The following is a 23,117-nucleotide window of genomic DNA, read 5'->3' on the forward strand; positions in this document are numbered from 1 at the left end:
GCACCATGACCGACACCAAGGCCAACATGAACAACCACCGCCTGATCGTCCTCGACATGGCCGGCACCACCGTCGCCGACGGCGGCCTCGTCGAGCGCGCCTTCGAGCGGGCCGCCGAACGCCTCGGCGTCGAGCCGGGCAGCGCCGACCACGCCACCAAGCTCCGGTACGTCCGCGACACCATGGGCGAGTCCAAGATCTCCGTCTTCCGCCACCTCTTCGGCGCCGAGGACCTCGCCCAGCGCGCCAACTCCGCCTTCGAGGAGGCCTACGGGGAACTCGTGGACGGCGGCCTCATCGCCCCGATCCCCGGCGCCCGCGAGGCCATCGACAAGCTCCGTGCCGACGGCCGCACCGTGGCCCTGACCACCGGCTTCGCCCGCGTCACCCAGGACGCCATCCTCGACGCGCTGGGCTGGCAGGACCTGGCCGACCTCACCCTGTGCCCCGCCGACGCGGGCGGCCGCGGCCGGCCCTACCCGGACATGGTGCTGGCCGCCTTCCTGCGCACCGGCGCCGTGGCCGACGTACGCGAGATCGTGGTCGCCGGCGACACCTCGTACGACATGCTCAGCGGCGTCCGCTCCGGCGCCGGGATCGTGGCGGGCGTCCTCACCGGCGCCCACGACCGCGCCGCCCTGACCGGGCACGGCGCCACCCACGTCCTGGCCTCCGTCGCCGACCTCCCCGCACTCCTGGCAGGGGAGCCCGGCGCGTGAGCGGCATCCGCTTCGACTCCGTCTCGGTCGCCTACGGCGGCAACACCGTCCTGGACTCCCTCGACCTGACCGTCGAGCCCGGCGAGGTCATGGCGCTGCTCGGCCCCTCCGGCTCCGGCAAGACCACGGCCCTGCGCGCGGTCGCCGGCTTCGTCCGGCCCGCCTCGGGCCGGATCCTGATCGGCGGCCGGGACGTCACCGCGCTCCCGCCGCACAAGCGCGGCATCGGCATGGTCGTCCAGCAGTACGCGCTCTTCCCGCACATGCGCGTCGCGGACAACGTCGCCTTCGGCCTGCGCGCCCAGAAGGCGCCCAAGGCGGAGATCCCCGGCCGCGTCGCCGAGGCCCTGGAGATGACCGGGATGGCCGCCTACTCCAAGCGCTACCCCCGCGAACTCTCCGGCGGGCAGCAGCAGCGCGTGGCCATCGCCCGCGCCCTCGCCATCCGCCCCGGAGTCCTCCTGCTGGACGAGCCGCTGTCCGCGCTCGACGCGCAGCTGCGCTCCGGGATGCTCGCCGAACTGGCCCGCCTGCACCGCGAACTCCCCGACGTGTCCATCCTCTACGTCACCCACGACCAGGTCGAGGCGCTGACCCTGGCCGACCGGATCGCCGTCATGGACCAGGCCCGCCTCCAGGACTGCGGCACCCCGCAGGAGCTGTACCGGTCCCCGCGCACCGAGTTCACCGCCTCCTTCGTCGGCAACGCCAACCTGCTGCCCGTCACCGTCGCCGACGGCGGCGCGCTCTTCGCCGGACACCCCCTCACTCTCGACCCCGGCCCCGCGGCCGCCGGTGCGAGCGCCACCCTGTGCGTACGCCCGCACCTGCTCGGCCTCGGCGCCGGCCCCAACGCGCTGAGCGGAACCATCACCGAGGTGCAGTGGCGCGGCTCCACCCACCGGCTCTACGTGAACATCGAGGGCCACCGGGTCAAGGCGGACCTGCCCGAACTGCGCGAAACCCCGGCGCTGGGCGACCGGGTCACCCTCCACTTCGAACCGCGGGACGCGGTGCTCCTGTCCGCGGGGGTCTCCGATGGCTGAGGCCACGGACCGGCGCACCCCCGCACCGGGGCCGGCGGCCGGCCCCGAACCCGCGGTCATACCCCACCAGCCCGTACGAAGCCCTGCCCCCGGCACGCCCGAAAGCCCGGCCGGAGCCCCCGACGGCTTCGCGGCGAAGGCCTCAGGTACGCCCCGTAGCGTTCCCGGCTGGCTGTGGACCGTGCCTCCCGTCGCCGTGCTCGCGGTGGTGTTCCTCTACCCCCTCGCGCTGGTCGTCCAGCAGTCCCTGTCCCCCGAGAACGGGGGCGGCACCTTCGACGCCTACGCCTCCGTCTTCGCCTCGCACTCCTTCCGCGAGGCCCTCGGCACCACGGTCTGGCTGGCCGTCGGCGCCACCATCGGCTGCCTGCTCCTCGGCTTCGCGCTCGCGCTGGTCATCGCCTTCGTCCCGTTCCCCGGGGCCCGCGCCGTCGCCAAGTTCATCGACGTCTTCCTCTCCTTCCCCTCCTTCCTCATCACCCTCGCCCTCCTCTTCGTCTACGGCACGGTCGGCATGGCCAACGGCCTGTGGACCGAAGGATTCGGCGCCGAGGAAGGCCCCTTCCACTTCCTGACCACCCCCTGGGGCGTCCTCCTCGCGGAGATCACCTACTTCACGCCCTTCGTGATGCGCCCGCTGCTCGCCGCCTTCTCCCAACTGGACACCGCCCAGCTGGAGGTGGCCTCCTCGCTCGGCGCGAAGCCCGGCCGCATCATCCGGCGGGTGATCCTCCCCGAGGCCCTCCCGGCCCTCGCCGCCGGCGGCAGCCTCGTCCTGGTCATGTGCCTCAACGAGTTCGGGATCGTCCTGTTCACCGGAGCCAAGGACGTCACCACGCTCCCGATGCTCATCTACGGCAAGGCGATCCTCGAATCCGACTACGCCGCCGCCTGCGTGGTCGCCGTCGTCAACATCGTGATCTCCGTCGGCCTGTTCGGCCTCTACCGGGTGGTGAGCAAGCGTGCTGGTGCATAGCAAGAGCGGCCGCTGGGCCGCCTGGAGCCTCTTCGGCATCCTCTTCCTGCCCCTCTTCGCCCTGCCGCTGCTCGTCGTGGTGGCCGCGTCCTTCTCGACGCACTGGTCCGGGGCCTTCCCCTCCGGCCCCACCACCGAGAACTACGCCGCCGCCGTCCGCGGCGAATCCCTCCAGGCGCTGACCACCTCGCTGCTCACCGCCTTGGCCGCCAGCCTGATCGCGCTCACCGTCGGCACCTGGGCGGCGCTCGCCGCAGCCGGGCTGAAGAAGCGCGGAAAGAGCTCGCTGGACGCGCTGTTCATGCTGCCGGTCGCCGTGCCGTCCGTGGTCGTCGGCCTCGCCGTGCTCGTCGCCTTCAGCAAGCCGCCGCTGCTCCTCAACGGCACCAGCTCGATCGTGATCCTGGCGCACACGATTCTTGTCACGGCGTTCGCCCACCAGTCGGTTTCGGCTGCCATCGTGCGTCTCGACCCCGCGTACGAGCAGGCGGCGGCCTCCCTGGGCGCCCGCCCCGCGTACGTGCTGTGGCGGGTCAAACTCCCCCTCCTGCTGCCGTCGCTCACCGCGGCGGCCGGGCTCTGCTTCGCCCTGTCCATGGGCGAGCTGAGCGCCACGATGATGCTCTACCCGCCGGACTGGATGCCCCTCCCGGTCCGGATCTTCACCGCCACCGACCGCGGCTCGCTCTTCAGCGGCTCCGCCGTCGCCGTGGTCCTGATGGCCACCACCCTGCTGGTCCTGCTGGCCGTCTCCCGCGTCCGCACCAGGGCCACGTACCGCTAGACCCCACAGCCGAGCCCCGCTGTAACACCCTCCTGCCACACCCTGCTGATTCCCCTGCCGACTCCCTTTGCCCGTAAGGAAGTTCCATGTCCAGCAACAGATACCTCCGCATCACCGCCGCCGTCACCGGCAGCCTCGCCCTCGCCGCCGGCCTCACCGCCTGCGGTGGTTCCTCCTCGGCCGACTCCGCCGGAGGCAAGGGCGGCGAGAAGGTCGTCACCGTCTACAGCGCCGACGGCCTCAAGAGCGACAAGGGTGACGGCTGGTACGACCAGGTCTTCGCCGACTTCACGAAGAAGACCGGCATCGAGGTCAAGTACGTGGAGGGCGGCTCGGGGGAGATGGTGCAGCGCGCCGTCCGCGAGAAGACCAACACGCAGGCCGACGTGCTGATCACGCTCCCCCCGTTCATCCAGCAGGCCGACGGCAAGGGCCTCCTCCAGGCCTACACGCCGCAGGGCGCCGACAAGGTCAACGGGGCGAACAAGTCCTCCGACGGCAAGTGGACCTCGGTCGTCAACAACTACTTCGGCTTCATCTACAACAAGAAGGAGCTGGCCGCGGCCCCCAAGACCTGGGAAGAGCTGCTGGACCCCAAGTTCAAGGGCAAGCTCCAGTACTCCACCCCCGGCGTCGCGGGCGACGGCACCGCCGTGCTCATCAAGGCGATGCACGACTTCGGCGGCAAGGATCAGGCGAACGAGTACCTGAAGAAGCTCCAGGCCAACAACGTCGGCCCGTCCTCCTCGACCAGCAAGCTCGCGCCGAAGACCGACAAGGGCGAGCTGCTCGTCGCCAACGGTGACGTCCAGATGAACTTCGCGCAGTCCAAGTCCATGCCGAACCTCGGCATCTGGTTCCCCGCCAAGGACGGCGGCAAGCCCACCACCTTCTCCCTCCCGTACGCGGCCGGCCTCGTCGACAAGGCCCCGCACACCGAGAACGGCAAGAAGCTCCTCGACCACCTGCTCAGCGAGGACGCCCAGAAGCTGGTCAGCGGTGTCGGCGGCGGCTTTCCGGCCCGCACGGACGTCAAGCCCACCGACGCCAACGCCGTCGAGCTCACCAAGCTCATGACCGGGGTCGAGATCTTCGAGCCGGACTGGGCCGACATCGACAAGAACCTCACCGGCTACGTCGACGCGTGGAAGTCGGCCACCGGAAGCTGACTGGTCGCCTCCCGGTCACCCGCGACCGGAATAGTGACGCACAGATAACGGGTCTGGACCGAGTCTCGCCTTCGGTCCGGACCCGCCGTACGCTCGCTCGCGCTGACGCACGACCGCCGTACGACCGCACGCCCCGTACGTCCCCTGCGCCTTCCCCACGATTACTCCCGGAGGAGTACGTGTCCACTGTCCTGTCCGGACGGACCCTCGCCGTGGCCGCCACCGCCACGGTCCTGCTCGCCACCGGCCTCGGTGCCCACGCCGCGACCGCCGCGCCCGCCGACGAAGCGGCCTCCGCCGCGAACAAGGTGCTCGTGATCGGCATCGACGGCGCGGTCCTGGACCGCGTCAAGGCCGCCAACGCCCCGCACCTGAACGGCCTGATGGCCCAGGGCCTGACCGCCCGCAGCACCCTGTACGCGAACCCGATGGCCGCCACCTCCTCGGGCCCCGGCTGGTCCACCATCGCCACCGGCGTCTGGCCCGACAAGCACGGGGTGAAGGACAACTCCTTCACCGGCAAGAACTACACGGCCTACCCGGACTTCCTGACCCGCATCGAGAACGCCAACCCGGTGCTCAACACCTACGCGGCCGCCGACTGGGAGCCCATCACCTCCACCGACCAGAACGGCCCGATCTTCTCGGCCAAGGTCGACAAGCGCCTCTCCCTCAAGGGCGACCGCGACGGCTACCGCAACGAGGACCCGAAGATCGCCGCCGCGGCCGCCGCCGAGCTGCGCGATCAGAACCCGGACGCCGCCTTCGTCTACCTCGGCGAGATCGACGCGGCCGGCCACTCCTACGGCGCCGCCAGCCAGCAGTACCTGGACACCATCGCCCGCGTCGACGCCCTGGTCGGCCAGCTCCTGACGGCCGTCCAGAACCGCCCGACCTACGCCCAGGAGAACTGGAAGGTCCTGGTCACCACCGACCACGGCCACACCGACTCCGGCGGCCACGGCGGCTCCACCATCCAGGAGCGCGGCACCTTCGTCCTCGCCAAGGGCCCCGGCATCCCCGCCGGTTCGGTACGCAACGACGTGAAGCTCGTCGACGTCGCGGCGACCGCGCTCGCCCAGGTCGGGGTCAACCCCGGCTCCGCGATCGACGGCATCCCGGTCGGCGCCCCCGACGACGGCGACGCCTTCGACACCCTGCGCCCGGGCCTCCAGGCGCGCGTGGACGAGACGGGCATCCCGGCCGGCACCAAGGGCTTCACGCACACCCCGCCGGCCGGCTGGTCCGTCGACAACTCCAAGATGGGCACGGGCGGTGTCACCGAGTGGGCCGGATGGGCCTTCGCGACCGACGAGTTCTGGAGCCAGGCCCAGCGCGACCAGTGGCGCGAGCTGAACGTCCGCTCCCGTGACGTGTTCGCCGTCGCCGACTCCGACGAGTGGGACGACAAGAGCCACACCGGCTCCTACGACTCCACCCTCGCCACCCCCAAGTGGGCGGTCACCGGCGGCAGCACGAGGAACCTGACCTTCCAGACCCACTACCACCACGAGGCCGGCCAGACCGCCCAGGTCCTGGTCTCCTACAACGGCGGCGCCCCTGCGGTCGTCAAGAGCTACACCGCCGACGCCGTCGCCCGGTCCGAGTCGATCGCGCTCCAGGTCCCGGCCGGCGCCACCGACGTCCAGGTCCGCTTCCGCTACGCCGGCAGCAACAACTGGTACTGGACCGTGGACAACGTCAAGCTCGGCTGACGGGACCTTCGTACCCGCCCGTTCCGCCCTGCGGTCCGGGCCGTGGACGCCCACCGCGTCCGCGGCCCGGCCCGGATAAGGTGGTAGAGACCAGAGGTCACCGAGGTCAGACGCCACCGAGAGCGGAGAACAGTCCAGTGGCAGAGCGCAAGCCGATCGAATCCTGGCTCACCGACATGGACGGAGTCCTCGTCCACGAGGGCATCCCGATCCCCGGCGCCGACGCCTTCATCAACCGGCTGCGCGAGTCCGGCAAGCCCTTCCTCGTGCTGACCAACAACTCCATCTACACCCCGCGCGACCTCCAGGCCCGGCTGAGCCGGATGGGGCTCGAAGTCCCGGTCGAGAACATCTGGACCTCGGCCCTGGCCACCGCGAAGTTCCTCGACGACCAGCGTCCGGGCGGCACCGCCTACGTCATCGGCGAGGCCGGCCTCACCACCGCCCTGCACGACATCGGTTACATCCTGACCGACCACGAGCCGGACTACGTGGTCCTGGGCGAGACCCGGACGTACAGCTTCGAGGCCATGACCAAGGCGGTCCGCCTGATCAACGCGGGCGCCCGGTTCATCTGCACCAACCCGGACGAGACCGGCCCCTCCGCCGAGGGCCCGCTGCCCGCCACGGGCGCGGTCGCCGCGCTGATCACCAAGGCGACCGGCAAGAAGCCGTACTTCGCCGGCAAGCCCAACCCGCTGATGATGCGCACCGGCCTGAACGCCATCGGCGCGCACTCCCACACCAGCGCGATGATCGGCGACCGGATGGACACCGACATCCTCGCCGGGCTGGAGGCGGGCATGCAGACCTTCCTCGTGCTGACCGGTCTGACGTCGGTCGAGGACACCGAGAAGTTCCCGTACCGGCCGACCCACACGTTCGACTCCATCGCCGATCTGGTCGATCTGGTTTAGCGCGTACGGCTGACACGTACGGGCCAAGAGGGCGCCGCTCCGGATGCGGAGCGGCGCGCCGCGCGTGAATCTCCTTGTTGAGGAGGTTCACCATGCGCAGTGATGTGATCGCTTTCCGTGTCGCCGGGGTGGCCGTCGCCCTGACGGCCCTGTCCGCCGTGACCGCCCCCTTCGCCTTCGCGGGGGAGGACGACTGGAACCGTGACCGCGGCAGCGTCTCGGCCGACCCCAACCCGGCGGAACCGGGGGCGCAGGTCAAACTGCGCGTCCGCGGCTGTGAGGACGACTGGGCCGTCGCCTCGTCCGTGGTCTTCGTCTCCGAGGTCCGCCTCTCCACCGGCCGCGACGACCGCCGCACCCTGTGGGGCGACGCGATGATCCGCTCCTGGGCCGAGCCCGGACGCCACGACATCAAGATCAAGTGCGGCGGCCGCGGCGGCGAACGCGAGTGGGGCACGATCGAGATCGAGCGCCGCCGCGAGCACCGCCCCAACCCCCACCACACCCCCATCTGGCCGGTCCACGCGGGCGGCGGCGGCATGTCCGAGGAGATCGCCGCGAAGTCGAAGGCGGCGGGCGCGGCGGACGCCGCCAAGGCCGCCGATTCCGCGCAGCTCGCCGCGGCGACGAAGAAGAGCCACGACGGCGACGGCCCGGGCCTGCCGCACACGGTGATCGGCGCCGTGCTCGCCGCCGCCGCCACCCTCGCGGTCGCCGGCCGGGCGCTGACCCTGCGCCGCCGCCGCAGCGGCGAGTGACCGGGTGATCGGGTGAACGGCGAGCCGAGGAGCTCCGGCGGCTCCCGGTTGCTGACCTTCGCCGCCTGGTCGGTGCTGGTCCTCGGCCTGTGGCTGTGGGGCCGTGAGATCACCGGGGTCGCGATACCCCTGCCCGGCCAGGCCGGCGGACCGGCCGCCCCGGGCATGCCCGCGGCGCACACCCCGCTGGGGCCGGCCGCGCCCGCGCGGGTCGACGTACCGTCCCTCGGCGTCCAGGCCCCGGTGATAGTCCGGGACCTCGACACGAAGGGGGCGATCGAAGCGCCCCCGTACGAGAACCCGGGCACGGTCGGCTGGTGGCGCGGCGGCGCCCAGCCCGGCACGGCCGGGACGGCCCTGCTGGTCGGGCACGTGGACACGCGGGCGAAGCCCGCGGTGTTCTACGGCCTGAGCTCGGCGAAGACGGGCGACAAGGTGCGGGTGCTGCGGGCCGACGGCTCGGTGGCGGAGTTCACGATCGAGGACGTACGGGTCCACGAGCGCGCGGACTTCGATCCCGCCAAGGTCTACGGCCCCAAGGTCCGCGGCCGGGCCGAACTGCGGCTGGTGACCTGCGGCGGCACCTACGACAAGGCGGCCAAGGAGTACTCGGCGAACGTGGTCGTGTCGGCGTACCTGACGGGCGTCGGAGTCCGCCCCGGAACGGCGGTCTGAAGCGGCCGGCGCACACCACGCGCAGCACGAAGAAGCCCCTCACAGTTTTCACTGTGAGGGGCTTCTCTGCGTCTGTGCGCCGCCAGGGACTCGAACCCCGGACCCGCTGATTAAGAGTCAGCTGCTCTAACCAACTGAGCTAGCGGCGCTTGGTGACAGGGAAAACTCTACCCCACCGCCACGGGTGCTCGTGACAAGCCGCGCGCGTTCTGTCCGATTAACCCATGTTTGGGGGTTTTGTCGTGCACGATATGTCTGGGCCAAGCCGCATCTGATGCCCCGCCAGATGCGGTCCCGGCCGACCAGTGACGAGCAGGGGAGTGGACGGAACCGCATGACGATGCAGCCTCCGACGCACGTGTACGAAGCGACGCCGGCCTCGACGCCCATGCCGACGCCGATGCCGGCGCAGACGGCGATGGCCGAGGCGATGCCGCCGATGCCGCTGCCCTCCTTCGAGGAGTACGAGCCCGCCGGCGACTGTCCGTGCCAGGGCTGTGCCCAGCGCCGTCGCACGCTCGCGCGCGCCCGGGCCATACCGCTGCGCGACGGCGGACACCCCGCCGCGCGCGGAGCCCGCCGGGCGCTGGTCCTGGCCACCGCCGCGGGCGTGGTCCTCGGCGGCGGCGGTGCGGCCGTGGCCACGGCCGCACCGGGCCCCGGCGGCCGGGTGGCCCTGGACGACCCCGGCTCCCCGCAGGGCGGCCGGGCCCCGCTGCACGGGCCGAAGGGAGCGAAGGGAACCCCCGCGAAACCGGCCGGGCTGCCGGGAGCGCCCTCCGCGGTGCGGCGGACCGACCGGGCGACGATCATCAACCGGGCGAAGCTGTGGCTGGACGCGCAGGTCCCGTACAGCATGGCCGAGTACTGGTCGGACGGGTACCGGCAGGACTGCTCCGGCTACGTCTCGATGGCCTGGAACCTCGGCACCAACGAATGGACCGGCAGCCTCGACAAGTTCGCGACGCGGATCACGAAGGAGGAGCTGCTCCCCGGAGACATGCTGCTCTTCCACAACCCGGCCGACCCCAACAAGGGCTCGCACGTCGTGCTCTTCGGCGGGTGGGTGGACGAGACGCGCACGCACTACGTCGCCTACGAGCAGACGCGGCCGACCACGCGGAAGCTGGCCACGCCGTACGGCTACTGGAACAACGCGGTGAAGTACGTTCCGTACCGCTTCAACGGGGTGGCGGGCGGAGTCGTTCCCGAGCCCCCGGCCACCGGCGAGCCGCCCGCGCCGGGCGGTACGCCGGTCGTCTCGGCCACCTTCCCCGGTGCGTCGAAATTCGGGCCGGGCGCGGACAACGGCTACGTCGCCCAGCTCGGCCGGATGCTGTCCGAGCGGGGCGGGCTGCGCTTCTACCCCAAGGGCGTCGGCACCAAATGGTCCGACGCCGACCGGCAGGCGACCGAGGCCTTCCAGCGCGCCCAGGGCTGGACGGGTGCGGAGGCCGACGGAGTCCCCGGCGCACAGACCTGGCGGCTGCTCGTCAGGCACCAGGGCAAGGACATCCCGCCGCTCACGGGCGGCGCACCCGGCCCCGCGGGCAAGCCCGCCTTCCCCGGGGCGTCGGTCTTCCGGCCGGGCACGTCCCACCCGTCCATCACCGCCCTTGGCCGCCAGTTGGTGAAGAAGGGCTTCGGCAAGTACTACACGGCCGGACCGGGCCCCCGCTGGGGCGAGTCCGACCGCCGCAACGTCGAGGCGTTCCAGCGAGCCCAGGGCTGGCGCGGCGCCGAGGCCAACGGCTACCCGGGCCCGGAAACCTGGCGCCGGCTGTTCGCATGACGGAGGCAACGATGTACCCCACGCGCACGACATCGACCACAGGCACCTTCGAGATCCCCCCGCACCCGACCCCCCGGGCGACGCCCCCGCCTCCGTCCGCCCCGACGCCGTCCGCCCCGACTCCGGCCGAAGCGGAACAGTCCACGGCGATCCAGCCCGGGCCCACCACCGCACCGGCGGCAGCCACACCGACCGCAGCCGCGCCGACCGGAGCCGCACCGGCAGCTGCCGCACCCCGTTGGGCCGCTGCGGCGGAGTCCGCACCGACCGAGGCCGGGTGGGCAGTCGCCGAGGCCGGCACCGAGCCGGGCTCGCACCTGTCGGCTTCGCCCGACCCGGCCACGCTCGTGCCGGCCACGCTCGTGCCGGCCGCAGCCGTGCCGGATGCGACCGAGCCTGACCGGGCCGAGTCCGTGCCGGCTGCCGCAGGGTGGGTGGCGGCCGGGGCCGGCACCGAGCCGGGCTCGTACCTGTCGGCTTCGCCCGACCGGGCCACGCCCGTGCCGGCCGCGGCGGTTTGGGTCCCGGCCGATGCCGATGCCGATGCCGATGCCGAGCGGGGCGCACACCTGTCGGCCGCGCCCGACGTGGCCGCGGCCACGCGGTCCGCGTCCGCGCAGGCCGCCCCCGTGCAGGCCGCGCCCGTCCCCGTGCCTTCGGGGCGGGCCGAGGCCTTCGTGGCCGGGGGCTCCGACGCGGTGCCGGTCGCCGCCTCCGTGTCGCCCGTGCCCGCGGCGGCAGTGACCGAGTGGGCCGCGCCCACGGGTTGGGCACTGGCGGGTGAGCCGTCCGGGTCCGCACGCGCCGAAGCCGCCTCCCGGCCGGCTCCGGCCGGGGCGGACCGGGACGCGGACGGGCTCGTCGCCGTGGGGGCGGGGGTGCAGGCCACTGCCGTCGCCCCGCACGGGCCCGCCGGACGGGCGGGTGAGGGTGCGCGCAGCGACGTACCGGCGGCGCGGGCCCAGGCCGAGCCGGGGGTGGACATCCTGCATCCCCAGGACGAGGCGGCCCACGCCGGTGCGGCCACGCTCCGGCTGCGCAATCCCGACACCGAATTCGCCCGGCCCCACCCGCAGGACGAGGCCTGGCCCCCGGCCGCCGTGCCCGCCAAGGCCGAGCACGCTCCACGGCACGCGGGTCCGCCCGCTGCCCGGGACCTGCCCGGACAGGGCGGCTCGTCCACCGAGCAGGGCCGCGCTCCGCAGCACGCGGTCCCGGGCCCCGCCCCGGAGGCCGAGTACGCGGATCCGTACCCCGTACCGGACCTGCCCGGGCCGGCAGATGCCGATCCCGGCGACCCGCCCGGCGGGCGGGAGGTGACCTGGTCGGTGCCCGGACCGGGCGCCGCCGGTGACGCCGGTGACGCCGGTGACGCCGGCGATGCCGGACCCGGAGCGCGGGAGGGTGCGGACGGCGAGGCCGACACCGCCGCGCAGTCCGCGACCGGTGGCGGAGTGGTCCCCGGGCCCGGGGCTGCCGAGGTGGTCGAGGTCGTCGCGCGGGCCGTGGCGCGGATCGCGGAGGACGATACGCAGGACCTGCCCCTGGTCACCGGGGTGCGCGGGGTCGCGGTGACCGAGGTGCCGGTGCACCTGCCGTTCCGCGGCGCCGCCCAGCCGCAGCCCCGGCAGCCGAAGCCCGAGCCCGAGCCGAAGCCGGAGCCGAGCCGGCCGAAGGCCCAGGCCGCCCCCGCGCCCCGGTCCGCCCCCGGACGCCGCGTTCCCCGTGGTGACGACCGGCTCCACGAGCACCACGGCCCGGTGCTGCCCGGCTGGATCGCGGTGGCCGTCGGCGGGATCGCGCTCGCGGGCTGCGCGGTCGTCCTCTGGCGGGCCGGGGCCGTCCCGGACTCCCTCGCGCTGGCGTTCGGCGCGGAACCCCGCCCCTACCGGGGACTGCAGGCACGGTTCTGGCCGCCGCTCGCCTTCCTCGGGGTCGTCGCGCTCCTCGCCCTCGGCGGGCTGGGCCGCGGCCGGGCCGGTCACGCCTGGGTGCTCACCCTCTTCGGCCGCTACCGCGGCACCGTCCGCCGCTCCGGCCTGACCTGGATCAGCCCCCTGCTGCTGCGCCGCCGGGTCGACGTCCGGCTGCGGCACTGGCGCAGCGACCCGATGCCCGCCGTGGACTCCGGCGGGCTCGCCCTCCAGGTCGTCGTCCAGGTGGTCTGGCAGGTCAAGGACACCGCCCGCGCCACCCTGGCCGTCGCCGACCACGTGGACTACCTCGCCGAGCAGGTCGAATCGGCCATGGCCAGGGTCCTGTCCCAGCTCCCCGCCGACGCCTTCCACGAGGCCGCCCCGACCCTGCGCGACGCCGAGGCCGTCGGCGACGCGCTGACCCGGATGCTGGCGGCGGAGACCGAGGCGGTGGGCGTGGAGGTGTTCTCGGCGCAGCCCACCCGGATCGAGTACGCCCCCGAAGTCGCGGACGCCATGCGGCGGCGCCGGGTCGCGGCGATCGACGCCAAGCACCGGGACACCGTCCTGACCTCGGTGGTCGACGCGGTGGACGACACCGTCCACCGCCTCACCTCGCGCGGGCTCGTGGAGCTCGACGACTACGAGCGCAAGGCCCTCGTGAAGGACCTGACCGTCGCCTTCTACACGGGCCGCGCCGAGTAGCCCTCGCAGGCCGGAGCACAGGCCGGAGCGCAGGCCGGAGCGGGCCAACTCAGGCCGACAGGAGAACGGGTGGAATCCGGGTGGTCCGGACCACCCGTTCTTCCGTTGGTCTGGACATGGCCAACTCCCGTCAATACTGTGGAACTTGGTCTAGACCTAAACCAGAGCTCGTGAACGGGCCGTGCCGCCGAAACCGGTACGGCCCATCCCCACGCGTGCGCACGCTCTCTCCGGACATCCCCCCACGTTCAAGGAGCATCAGCCTCATGCGTTCCTTCCGCATGCCCAGAACCAAGCGGGCCGCCGCCACGGCCACCGCCACCACCGTCGGCCTCGGAGTCGTCGCCGCCCTCGCGCTCGTCACGGCCCCCACGGCCAGCAGCCACGGGTACACCGACACCCCGATCAGCCGCCAGAAGCTCTGCGCCAACAAGACCGTCTCCGACTGCGGCGCCATCCAGTGGGAGCCCCAGAGCGTCGAGGGCCTCAAGGGGTTCCCCGCCGCCGGTCCCGCCGACGGCCGCATATGTTCGGCCAACCACACGGAGTTCGCCCAGCTCGACGACCCGCGCGGCGGCGCCTGGCCGGCCACCCCGGTGACCAGCGGGCAGAGCTACAGCTTCCGCTGGCAGTTCACCGCGAACCACTCCACCACCGACTTCCGGTACTACGTCACCAAGAACGGCTGGGACCCCACCAAGCCGCTCACCCGCGCCGCCCTCGACCCGCAGCCCTTCCTCACGGTCGCCTACAACGGTGCCCGCCCCGCCATGACCACCGTCCATCAGGGCGCCATGCCGAGCGGCAAGACCGGCCGGCACATGATCCTCGCCGTGTGGACCGTCAACGACACCGTCAACGCCTTCTACTCCTGCTCCGACGTCCAGTTCTGATCGCTACGGCCCGCCGCGGCGTTCAATTCTGACGGAACGTCAGCTATTCTCCGGCGGCATGCGGACGACGACACCCGAAACCGTCGCGGAGCTCATCGCGAGCCAATGGGGCGACCACCGGCCCGGTCTGAAGTACGCCGACGGCGTCCTCAGCCACCACCGGACCGCCCGGGAGGCCGCGGCGCGCGCCGCGCTCCTCGTCGACCTGCTGCCGCCGGGGGCGGAGCCGCACATCGGGGTGCTGCTCGACAACACCCCCGAGTTCCCGTTCTGGCTCGGCGCGGCGGCCCTCGCCGGGGCCGCCGTCGCCGGGATCAACCCCACCCGGCGCGGTCCCGAGCTGGCCCGCGACATCCTGCACACCGACTGCCGGATCCTGGTGACCGAGCGGACCCACCTGCCGCTCCTGCGCGGCCTCGACCTGCCCGGCGTACGGCTCCTGGTGACGGACTCGGACGAGTACGAGGCCCTGCTCGCCCCGTACGCGGGCGCGAAGCCCGGCGACGCGACGCTCGGCCCCGGCCCGAGCCCGTCCTCCCGGCTGCTCCTCTACTTCACCTCCGGCTCCACCGGCGCCCCCAAGGCCGCCATCTGCACCCAGGGCCGCCTGGCCGGCGCCGGCGCCTCGCTCGCACGTCACTTTTCAGTCACCCCGGACGACGTCCACTACGTCTGCATGCCCCTCTTCCACGGCAACGCCGTCATCGCCGACTGGCTCCCCGCCCTCGCGGGCGGGGCCGCCGTGGCGCTGCGCCGCCGCTTCTCGGCCTCCGCGTTCCTGGACGACGTACGGGCCTACGAGGCGACGTACTTCACCTACGTAGGCCGCGCGGTGCAGTACCTCCTCGCCACCCCGCCCCGCCCCGACGACCGCGCGCACACCCTGCGCCTCGGCTTCGGCACCGAGGCGGGCGCGGTCGACGCGGCGCGCTTCGCCGAGCGCTTCGGGGTCCGCCTCGTCGAGGGCTACGGGGCCACCGAGGGCGGCGCCTCCGTCCAGCGCACCCCCGACACCCCGCCGGGCGCCCTGGGGCGCGCGGGCGCCGGCGACGACCTGGCCGTCATCGACCCGGAGACGGGCCGCGAGTGCCCGCCGGCCGTGCTCGACCCGCGGGGCCGCCTCCTCAACGGCGCCGAGGCCATCGGCGAGCTGGTCAACAAGGGCCGCAGCCTCTTCGAGGGCTACTGGCGCAACCCCGACGCGGAGGCCGCCCGCACCCGCGACGGCTGGTACTGGACCGGGGACCTCTTCTTCCGCGACCCCGACGGCTTCCTCTACTTCGCCGGCCGCACCGACGACCGGCTGCGCGTCGACAGCGAGAACCTGGCCGCGGCGGTGATCGAGAACATCCTGGCCCGCTGGACCCGGGCGGCCGCGGTGGCCGTGTACGCCGTACCGGACGAGGTGGCGGGCGACCAGGTCATGGCCGCCGTGGCCCTGCGCGAGGGGGCCGTCTTCTCCCCGCAGGGGTTCGCGTCCTTCCTCGCCGCCCAGCCCGACCTCGGCACCAAGATGGCCCCGCGCTACGTGCGCGTCGTCGGCGTCATGCCGACCACGGCGACCAACAAGGTCCACCGGGTCTCCCTGCGCGGCGAGGCCTTCCAGACCACCGACCCCGTGTGGTGGCGGCCGCCGGGCGAGGACGCGTACCGGCGACTGGAAGCGGAGGACCTGGCCGGGCTCCTGGCCGCCTACGAGGCCCAGGGGCGGGCGGATCTGCTGAGCCGCTGACGGGGGCGCCGGCGGGGCCTCCGGAGGCGTCTGGGGAGGCGGTTTTGAGCACCCTGGAGGAGCAGGTAGTATTTTCTCTGTCAGCAGGCGCCGCTAGCTCAGTTGGTTAGAGCAGCTGACTCTTAATCAGCGGGTCCGGGGTTCGAGTCCCTGGCGGCGCACCTGTCCTTCGGGCGGTTTCCGGTTCACCGGGAACCGCCCGAAGTGTTTTCCGGGCCTGTGCGGGTCGGTCCCGGCCCGGTGTCCGGGGCCCTGTCGCGCAGGGCCCCGTGGCTCAGAGGGTGAGCGAGAGCAGCAGCGGCGCGGCCTTGCGGTTCAGCACGTCGGCCGCGGCCCGCAGCCGGTGGGCGTGCTCCACGGGCAGGGACAGGGCCAGGCAGCCCACCGAGGCTCCGGCCGTGATCGGGACGGCCGCGCAGACCGTGCCGACGGCGTACTCCTGCAGGTCGAGCGTGGGCACCGTGGCCGGCTGGCTGTCCAGCTTCGAGAAGAGGATCCGCTCGTTCACGATGGTCTTCGACGTCAGCCGGGCGATCTTGTGCCGGGACAGGTGGTCGCGCCGGCCGTCGAGGTCGAGCTGGGTCAGCAGGCACTTGCCGACCGCGCTGGCGTGCGCCGCCGAGCGGAAGTCGACCCACTCGTGGACCTTGGGGGTGCGCGGACTGTCCGCGAACTGCGTGATCCGGACCTCGCCGTCCACGTACCGGCTGATGTAGACCGCGGCGCCGACGGAGTCCCGGAGCCGGTCCAGGGTGTCCTGGAGCTTGTCCTGCAGGGCCTGCTGGCGGTCGACGCCGGAGCCGAGCAGGACGAGGGAGTCCCCTATGGCGTAGGCGCCGTCGGACACCTGCAGTACGTACCCCTCCCGGCGCAGCATGAGGAGCATGGGGGCGAGATGGACCGCGGGCAGGCCGGTCTCACGCGCGATCTGTACATCGGTCACGCCGCCGGTATGGCGTGCGACCGTTTCGAGTACGCGCAGGGCGTACTGCACCGAGTGGAACGGCGCGGTCGGCTCGGGCTTCAGCGCCACGGTTTCCCCCTAGCAGGTTGTTACCGCTTGCTCTCACACGATAGCCATCAAGAGGGCCGTGTGGAGCGCCTGTTGATGAGATTGATGGCTCAATCACACCGGTCTGCCTGGATCTACTCCACTGGCATATGCCTAGGTCATGGGTGGTGTCCGAGAGTGCCGGGAATGCCCGGACCGGCCGCGCGGTTCGGGTTCTTCGTACGGACGAGAACGGACGGGCGAGCGGAGCGGGAGAGACGATGAGTGACATCGCGGACGCGGAGGACGCTGGACGACGGGGAGCCGACCGTCCGGGCGACGGACCGAGCGCCGGACCGGGTGACGGATCGAGCGCCGGAGGGGTCCCCGGCGGGATCCGCGGGACGGCCCTCGGCCGGGCGCCGGTGCCGCTCTCGGTGCTGGACCTCGTCACCGTCGGCGCCGGCAGCACCGCCCGCGACGCCCTGCTCACCAGCGTCGACATAGCCCGGCTCGCCGAGTCCCGCGGCTACCACCGCCACTGGGTCGCCGAACACCACTCCATGCCCGGGGTCGCCAGCTCCTCCCCGGCCGTGATCCTGGCCCACCTCGCGGCCCACACCTCCCGGATCCGGCTCGGCTCGGGCGGGGTCATGCTGCCCAATCACGCCCCGCTCGCCATCGCCGAGCAGTTCGGCACCCTGGAGGCACTGGCCCCGGGCCGGATCGACCTCGGCCTCGGCCGGGCGCCCGGCACCGACGGGCACACGGCCGCCGCGCTGCGCGGGCCCGGGCGGCGCGACGAGGCCGTGGACGAGTTCCCCCGGCAGCTCGCGGAACTGATCCGCTTCCTCGACGACGACTTCCCCGACGGGCACCCGTACGCCCGCGTGCACGCGGTACCGGGTCCGGTGCAGGGTCCCGCCGGGCGGCCGCCGGTGTGGCTGCTCGGCTCCTCCGGCTTCAGTGCCCGCCTCGCCGGCGCACTCGGGCTGCCCTTCGCCTACGCGCACCACTTCTCCCCGGCCGGGACCCTGCCCGCCCTCGACCTCTACCGGCAGTCCTTCCGCCCCTCGGCCGTCCTGGACGCCCCGTACGCCGTCATCGGGGTCGGGGCCCTCGCAGCCGACACGGAGGCGGAGGCCCGCGCGCAGGTGCTCACCGGCGCGCTGGCGATGCTCCGGCTGCGCAGCGGGCGCCCCGGGCTGGTCCCGACGCCCGAGGAGGCGGCCGCGTACCCGTACACGCCGCTGGAGCGGGAGTTCGTGGACGAGCGGCTCGCGAGCGTGGTCCACGGAACCCCCGACGAGGTCACCGCGGGCCTGGACGACCTCGCGAAGCGGACGGGCGCCGACGAACTGATGCTGACCGCCAACGCCCACGCCGGCCAGGCCCGCCTGCGCTCGTACGGCCTCGTCGCGGACGCGTACGGCATGCCGCTCCTCGACGCCTGAGCCGCCCGCCCCGGTCCGGTCACGGACCGGGGGAACCCGGCCCGCCGCACGTCCGGTTCGGAGCTCCGTCGCGCGCCTCCTGATCGACCGGCGGGTCAGGCCGGATGCAGCACCGCCGTGGCGATCTCGCGCACGCGGTCCAGCGTGATCCCGGTGCGCTGTTCGACGGCGAGGGGGTGGTCGGTCGGCTCCAGCTCGATCAAGGGCCGCTTGCCGACCGGTCGGGTGTGGGCGTTGGTCTTCAGGTCGATGGTGCCCTCGGAGTAGAGCGCGAGCTCGGTGCTCAGCCAGCCGAAGTACGGCTTCGCGCGCTCGCGCCCCTCCGTGTTCCGCACCTCGAGAGCACGGGCGAAGTCGTCCCTGCTCAGAGAGACCCAGACGCCCCAGGAGAAGACGTCCCGGCTGCCGATCACGGGTATCTCGATCAGCCCCCTGATGAAGAAGTGCTGGCCCTTGATCACGCACTGGTCGGACGACAGCGTGCTGTCCGGATCGCTCTCGAAGGCGGGATCCCACACGTCAGGGGCCATGGCCGAGTGACTCATGGGGAGTTCTGCGTGGTGGTCGCCGCAGCATGCGCAGGTGAAACCGCGATCGTTAGCCATGGGGCGAGCGTAGTGCTGTGACCGGAAAGCCTGCCCGGTCCGCCGACGCGTGCCCGCCCGGAAGGGTTTACGGGTGTACACGAGCCCCGGGGGAGCCCGGAGGAACCCGCACGCGCCGGCAACCAGAGTTTGGCTGGTTTGTTGCTGAAACCTTGCCGGAGGGTGAATCAAGGGAGCCTTAAATCGCTCGTCACCATGGGTGGCGGGCGATTTTTGGTGTGGTCCCACGTCGCTGACGTGGGGTTCTGGGCCCGGACTGGTCTAGTCCTTCTTTGGTCCAAACCATTGACTCGGGGCCGGAGTGATCGCTATCACTATCCCCACCTGAAGTCTTGCCTTCCCCTCCCACTTCCCCGGAGGCAGTTCATGCACATCCGTAAATCCCTCATCGCGGCCGCCGCCACGGCCGCGCTGGCCGGCGGGACGCTGGCCGCCTTCGCGGGACTCACCACCGCCTCGGCCGCCGAGGCCGGGACCACCGCGACGGCCGGCAACGTCAAGATCGCCTACTACGACCAGTGGTCGGTGTACGGGAACGCCTTCTACCCCAAGCACCTCGACACCCGTGGCATAGCGGGCAAGTTGGACGTCATCAACTACTCGTTCGGCAACATCCACCCCACCAACCTCACCTGTTTCGAGGCGAACAAGGCGGCGGGCGACGACAACAACCCCAACGCCGGTGACGGTGCGGGCGACTCGTACGCCGACTACCAGAAGTCCTTCAGCGCGGCCGACAGCGTCAGCGGCGTCGCCGACAAGTGGGACCAGCCGATCGTCGGCGTGTTCAACCAGTTCAAGCAGCTCAAGGCGAAGTACCCGAACCTGAAGATCAACATCTCGCTCGGCGGCTGGACCTACTCGAAGTACTTCAGCGACGCGGCCAAGACCGACGCTTCCCGCAAGAAGCTCGTCTCCTCCTGCATCGACCAGTACATCAAGGGCAACCTGCCCGTCGAGGGCGGCTACGGCGGCGCGGGCAGCGCGGCCGGCATCTTCGACGGCATCGACATCGACTGGGAGTACCCGGGCTCGTCGGGCGGCCACCTCGGCAACCACTACGCCCCCGAGGACAAGCAGAACTTCACGCTCCTGCTCAAGGAGTTCCGCACCCAGCTCGACGCCCACGGCGCGGCCAACGGCGGCAAGAAGTACCTGCTGACCTCGGCCCTCCCGGCCGGCCAGGACAAGATCAAGTACATCGAGACGGACAAGATCGGCGCGTACCTCGACTACGCGAACATCATGACGTACGACATGCACGGCGCCTGGGACTCGGACGGTCCGACGTACCACCAGTCCCCGCTGCTGCCCTCGTCGTCCGACCCGACCGACGTGATCGCCCCGGGCAACGAGAAGTACAGCGTCAAGAACGCCATCGACTCCTGGATCGACGGCAACGCGGCCTACGGCATCACCGGCGGCTTCCCCGCCAACAAGCTGGTCCTGGGCTACGAGTTCTACTACCGCGGCTGGAAGGGCGTGCAGCCCGGCACCACCAACGGTCTCGCCCAGCCCGCCACCCTGGCCTCCGCCGCCCGTCCGACCAGCCAGCAGGCCGGCATCGCGCTCTACAAGGAGCTCGGCGGCATCGTCGACAACCCGGCGACCACCTTCTGGGACGACCAGGCCAAGGCCTCGTACTTCTTCAAGGACGGCGAGTTCTTCACCGGCCTGAACCAGAAGTCCATCCAGGCCCGGGTCGACTACGGCAAGCAGCGCGGCCTGGCCGGCGCGATGATGTACTCCCTGCTTGGCCTGGACGCCAACGCGACCCTGCTGAACCAGATCTCGGACTCCCTCGGCGGCACCACCCAGCCGCCGACCACCCCGCCGACCACGCCTCCCACCACCCCGCCCACGACGCCGCCGACGACCCCGCCGACCACGCCTCCGACGACGCCGCCCAGCACGGGCTGCACCGCCGCGGCCTACGTCCACGGCACCGTCTACACCGGTGGCAGCGAGGTCTCGTACAACGGCCGCAAGTACAAGGCCCAGTGGTGGACCCAGAACGAGGTGCCCGGCACCACCGGTGAATGGGGTGTCTGGAAGGACCTCGGCGCCTGCTGATCCCCCCCACCCCGCGCCGAGCGCCGGCCGCCCCCGTCCCCTTCCAGGGGCCGGGGGCGGCCGTGTCTTGCGCCGGGTCGTGGCTCCCGCTCAGACGGCGGGGTGCGGGGCGGGTCCCTCCGGTTGCCCGGGGTCGGTGCCCGTGACCGCTCCCGCGGCGGCAGCCACCTGGCGGCTGATGATGGCGGCGATCGCCTCCGGAGCCACCGCCCGGGAGTACAGCCAGCCCTGGCCGGTGTCGCAGCCGACGCGGCGCAGCCGGGCCGCCTGGCCGGCGGTCTCCACGCATTCCGCCGTCACCGTCAGGCCCAGCCGGTGCGCGAGCTGGACCAGGGCCTCGACGATGGTCTCGTCGGCCGGGTTCGGGTGGGCGCCCTCCTCGTAGCGGAAGCCGCGGACGAAGGAGCCGTCCAGCTTGAGCACCGAGACCGGCAGCCTGCTGAGGTAGGCGAGGTTCGAGTACCCGGTGCCGAAGTCGTCGATGGCGATCCGCACCCCCATGTCGCTCAGCGCCTGCAGGGCCTGGAGCGGCCGCCCGGCCGAGCCCATCACGGCCGACTCCGTCAGCTCCAGCTGCAGCAGCTGGGGCGCCAGGCCCGTCTCCGCGAGGATCTCGGCGACGTCGCCGACCAGGTCGGAGTCCCAGACCTGGCGCACCGCGACGTTGACGGACACGAAGACGGGGGAGTCGCTGGGCTGCTCGATCTGCCAGCGCCGCGCCTGCCGGCAGGCGGTCTGGAGCACCCACCGGCCCAACTGGACGATGGAGCCGTCCTCTTCGGCGATGCCGATGAACCGATTCGGCGTCAGCGTGCCGAACTGCGGGTGGTTCCAGCGCACCAGGGCCTCCACCCCGCGCACCACCCCGCTCTCCAGGTCCACGAGCGGCTGGTACTCCAGCGCGAACTCCCCCCGTTCCACGGCCGGCCGCAGCGTCGAGGACAGCGCCTGGCGGGTCATCCGGTGGGCGTTGCGCTCCGGGTCGAAGAGCGTCCAGCGGGCCTTGCCGTCCGCCTTGGCCCAGTACAGCGTGGTGTCCGCGGCCTGCATCAGCCCCGTCGCCGACGTTCCGGCCGCCGCCCGCTCCACCACCCCGATCGAGGCGGAGACCGACAGCCGCTGCCCGGCCAGGTCGAACGGCTCCTGTACGGCGGCCAGTACGCTCCGCGCCAGGTCCGCGAGTTGCTCGGTGCCGGTGGAATCCTCGACCAGCAGGGCGAACTCGTCGCCGCCGAGCCGTGCCACCAGGTGCCCGCCGGTGCGCCCGTAGCCGGACTGGTCGGCGCACTGGGTCAGCCGCTTGGCCACGGCGGTCAGCAGCCGGTCGCCGACCCGGTGGCCCAGGGTGTCGTTGACCGCCTTGAACCCGTCGAGGTCCAGGTAGCACAGCCCGATCCGGCCGGTGCCGCCGTGCTCGTACGAGGAGGCCTCCAGGGCGGCGGAGAGCCGCTCGAAGAACAGCGCGCGGTTGGCCAGCCGGGTGACCGGGTCGTGCATCTGGAGGTGGCGCAGGCGGGCCTGGAGGTCGCGCCGGTCGCTGATGTCGGCGACGGACAGCAGGACGTCACCCGTCCCGGGGACGGGCCCGAGGGTGATCTCGGTCCACAGGGAGTGCCCGTCGGGGTGCTTGAGGCGGCGGGTGCAGCGCAGCCGGGCCTGGCGGCCGCGCAGGACCTCCTGGTACGCCTGCCAGGTGCGGGCCTCGGAGGCCAGGTCCACCAGGTCGGCGGCGGACTGCCCGGCGAGGAGGTGCGGCTCGGAGCCGAGGAGGCCGGCGAGCGCCTGGTTGGCGAGGGTGACGTGGCCGGTGCGGTCGATGACGGCCATGGGGAGGTGGGCCGCGTTGAAGGCGGCCCGGTAGTCGGCCCTGTACTCGGCCCGGTACTCGGCCTGGTGGCCGGACCGGTGGGTGGCCTGACGGCCGGGCCCGTGACCGGTCGTGTGGCTCGTCGTGGGGGCTGTCGCGTGGCCCGTCGCGCGGTCCGTCGTGGGTCCGGCCAGGTGGTCGGTCGCGTGGTCGTCCCCGTGGTCGGCCGTCGGATCGGACGCGGCGTCGGCCGCGCGATCGTGCGGCGTGCACGCGGCACGGTCCGGGGTCGGCGTCGTCGCCGGTTCCGGGTGACGCTGCGTCATGGCCGGTCGGATGCTGTCGGCCGCCGAACCGGTTCCATCTGGGGTTCCGCTCACCGTTGGCTCC

18 protein-coding genes and 2 tRNA genes are annotated in these 23,117 nt (G+C 72.5%); 16 read left to right on the plus strand and 4 right to left on the minus strand.

Annotation, left to right across the window (positions count from 1 at the left end):
* The first annotated feature begins 5 nt into the window (after nucleotides 1-5).
* The 9 genes from OG276_RS23680 to OG276_RS23720 all read left to right on the plus strand — a co-directional run bounded on the left by OG276_RS23680 (nucleotide 6) and on the right by OG276_RS23720 (nucleotide 8,759).
* Nucleotides 6-719 (plus strand): phosphonatase-like hydrolase, encoded by a 714-nt coding sequence (locus tag OG276_RS23680; protein WP_266908501.1) that lies wholly within the window; start codon nucleotides 6-8, stop codon nucleotides 717-719.
* Nucleotides 716-1,765, plus strand: coding sequence for an ABC transporter ATP-binding protein (locus tag OG276_RS23685; RefSeq protein WP_266908503.1), 1,050 nt, complete (start codon nucleotides 716-718; stop codon nucleotides 1,763-1,765). The genes OG276_RS23680 and OG276_RS23685 overlap by 4 nt, the downstream gene beginning before the upstream one ends.
* Nucleotides 1,758-2,741, plus strand: a complete 984-nt coding sequence (locus tag OG276_RS23690; protein WP_266908505.1) for a 2-aminoethylphosphonate ABC transporter permease subunit — start codon at nucleotides 1,758-1,760, stop codon at nucleotides 2,739-2,741. Before OG276_RS23685 ends, OG276_RS23690 begins: the two co-directional genes overlap by 8 nt.
* Nucleotides 2,728-3,525: an ABC transporter permease gene (locus tag OG276_RS23695; protein ID WP_266908507.1), complete on the plus strand. Its 798-nt coding sequence runs from the start codon at nucleotides 2,728-2,730 to the stop codon at nucleotides 3,523-3,525. Before OG276_RS23690 ends, OG276_RS23695 begins: the two co-directional genes overlap by 14 nt.
* Before the next feature lie 86 nt (nucleotides 3,526-3,611).
* Nucleotides 3,612-4,694, plus strand: coding sequence for a 2-aminoethylphosphonate ABC transporter substrate-binding protein (locus tag OG276_RS23700; RefSeq protein ID WP_266908509.1), 1,083 nt, complete (start codon nucleotides 3,612-3,614; stop codon nucleotides 4,692-4,694).
* A gap of 179 nt (nucleotides 4,695-4,873) precedes the next feature.
* Nucleotides 4,874-6,409, plus strand: a complete 1,536-nt coding sequence (locus OG276_RS23705) for an alkaline phosphatase family protein (protein ID WP_266908511.1) — start codon at nucleotides 4,874-4,876, stop codon at nucleotides 6,407-6,409.
* Nucleotides 6,410-6,546: 137 nt separating this feature from the next.
* Nucleotides 6,547-7,326 (plus strand): HAD-IIA family hydrolase, encoded by a 780-nt coding sequence (locus OG276_RS23710; protein WP_266908513.1) that lies wholly within the window; start codon nucleotides 6,547-6,549, stop codon nucleotides 7,324-7,326.
* A 92-nt stretch (nucleotides 7,327-7,418) separates the two neighbouring features.
* Nucleotides 7,419-8,084, plus strand: coding sequence for a hypothetical protein (locus OG276_RS23715; protein WP_266908515.1), 666 nt, complete (start codon nucleotides 7,419-7,421; stop codon nucleotides 8,082-8,084).
* A 12-nt stretch (nucleotides 8,085-8,096) separates the two neighbouring features.
* Entirely contained in the window at nucleotides 8,097-8,759 is a 663-nt protein-coding gene (locus tag OG276_RS23720) for a class F sortase (RefSeq protein WP_266908517.1), read from the plus strand.
* Nucleotides 8,760-8,834: 75 nt separating this feature from the next.
* Here OG276_RS23720 and OG276_RS23725 read toward each other — a convergent pair.
* A tRNA-Lys gene (locus tag OG276_RS23725) sits at nucleotides 8,835-8,908 on the minus strand.
* A gap of 290 nt (nucleotides 8,909-9,198) precedes the next feature.
* Here OG276_RS23725 and OG276_RS23730 point away from each other — a divergent pair.
* The 5 genes from OG276_RS23730 (at nucleotide 9,199) to OG276_RS23750 (ending at nucleotide 15,958) form a co-directional block, all read left to right on the plus strand.
* The gene (locus OG276_RS23730) at nucleotides 9,199-10,551 is read left to right on the plus strand and encodes a peptidoglycan-binding protein (RefSeq protein ID WP_266913060.1); all 1,353 of its coding nucleotides are present in this window, start codon (nucleotides 9,199-9,201) and stop codon (nucleotides 10,549-10,551) included.
* Nucleotides 10,548-13,172 (plus strand): SPFH domain-containing protein, encoded by a 2,625-nt coding sequence (locus OG276_RS23735; RefSeq protein ID WP_266908519.1) that lies wholly within the window; start codon nucleotides 10,548-10,550, stop codon nucleotides 13,170-13,172. Before OG276_RS23730 ends, OG276_RS23735 begins: the two co-directional genes overlap by 4 nt.
* Before the next feature lie 266 nt (nucleotides 13,173-13,438).
* Nucleotides 13,439-14,065, plus strand: a complete 627-nt coding sequence (locus OG276_RS23740) for a lytic polysaccharide monooxygenase (protein WP_266908521.1) — start codon at nucleotides 13,439-13,441, stop codon at nucleotides 14,063-14,065.
* Nucleotides 14,066-14,123: 58 nt separating this feature from the next.
* Nucleotides 14,124-15,797 carry an AMP-binding protein gene (locus tag OG276_RS23745; RefSeq protein ID WP_266908523.1) on the plus strand — a complete coding sequence of 558 codons (1,674 nt, stop codon included), beginning with the start codon at nucleotides 14,124-14,126 and terminating at the stop codon, nucleotides 15,795-15,797.
* 87 nt (nucleotides 15,798-15,884) lie between these two features.
* Nucleotides 15,885-15,958: transfer RNA gene (locus OG276_RS23750), tRNA-Lys, on the plus strand.
* Between the two features lie 113 nt (nucleotides 15,959-16,071).
* On the opposite strand, the gene OG276_RS23755 is transcribed toward OG276_RS23750, so the two are convergent.
* Nucleotides 16,072-16,830 carry an IclR family transcriptional regulator gene (locus OG276_RS23755; protein ID WP_243337173.1) on the minus strand — a complete coding sequence of 253 codons (759 nt, stop codon included), beginning with the start codon at nucleotides 16,828-16,830 and terminating at the stop codon, nucleotides 16,072-16,074.
* A 239-nt stretch (nucleotides 16,831-17,069) separates the two neighbouring features.
* Between OG276_RS23755 and OG276_RS23760 the strand changes: the two genes are divergently transcribed.
* On the plus strand, nucleotides 17,070-18,242 hold the full coding sequence (locus OG276_RS23760) for an LLM class flavin-dependent oxidoreductase (RefSeq protein ID WP_266908525.1): 1,173 nt from the start codon (nucleotides 17,070-17,072) through the stop codon (nucleotides 18,240-18,242).
* Nucleotides 18,243-18,337: 95 nt separating this feature from the next.
* Here the strand turns inward: OG276_RS23760 and OG276_RS23765 are convergent, their stop codons facing one another.
* On the minus strand, nucleotides 18,338-18,787 hold the full coding sequence (locus OG276_RS23765; RefSeq protein WP_266913062.1) for a DUF2199 domain-containing protein: 450 nt from the start codon (nucleotides 18,785-18,787) through the stop codon (nucleotides 18,338-18,340).
* Nucleotides 18,788-19,213: 426 nt separating this feature from the next.
* Between OG276_RS23765 and OG276_RS23770 the strand changes: the two genes are divergently transcribed.
* Nucleotides 19,214-20,920 (plus strand): glycosyl hydrolase family 18 protein, encoded by a 1,707-nt coding sequence (locus OG276_RS23770; protein ID WP_266908527.1) that lies wholly within the window; start codon nucleotides 19,214-19,216, stop codon nucleotides 20,918-20,920.
* Nucleotides 20,921-21,010: 90 nt separating this feature from the next.
* Here OG276_RS23770 and OG276_RS23775 read toward each other — a convergent pair whose 3' ends face one another.
* Complete coding sequence (locus tag OG276_RS23775; protein WP_266913064.1) at nucleotides 21,011-22,747, minus strand: bifunctional diguanylate cyclase/phosphodiesterase; 1,737 nt, start codon at nucleotides 22,745-22,747, stop codon at nucleotides 21,011-21,013.
* Nucleotides 22,748-23,117: the final 370 nt, after the last annotated feature.

It is taken from the genome of Streptomyces sp. NBC_00086 (assembly GCF_026343255.1).
Taxonomy (GTDB): domain Bacteria; phylum Actinomycetota; class Actinomycetes; order Streptomycetales; family Streptomycetaceae; genus Streptomyces.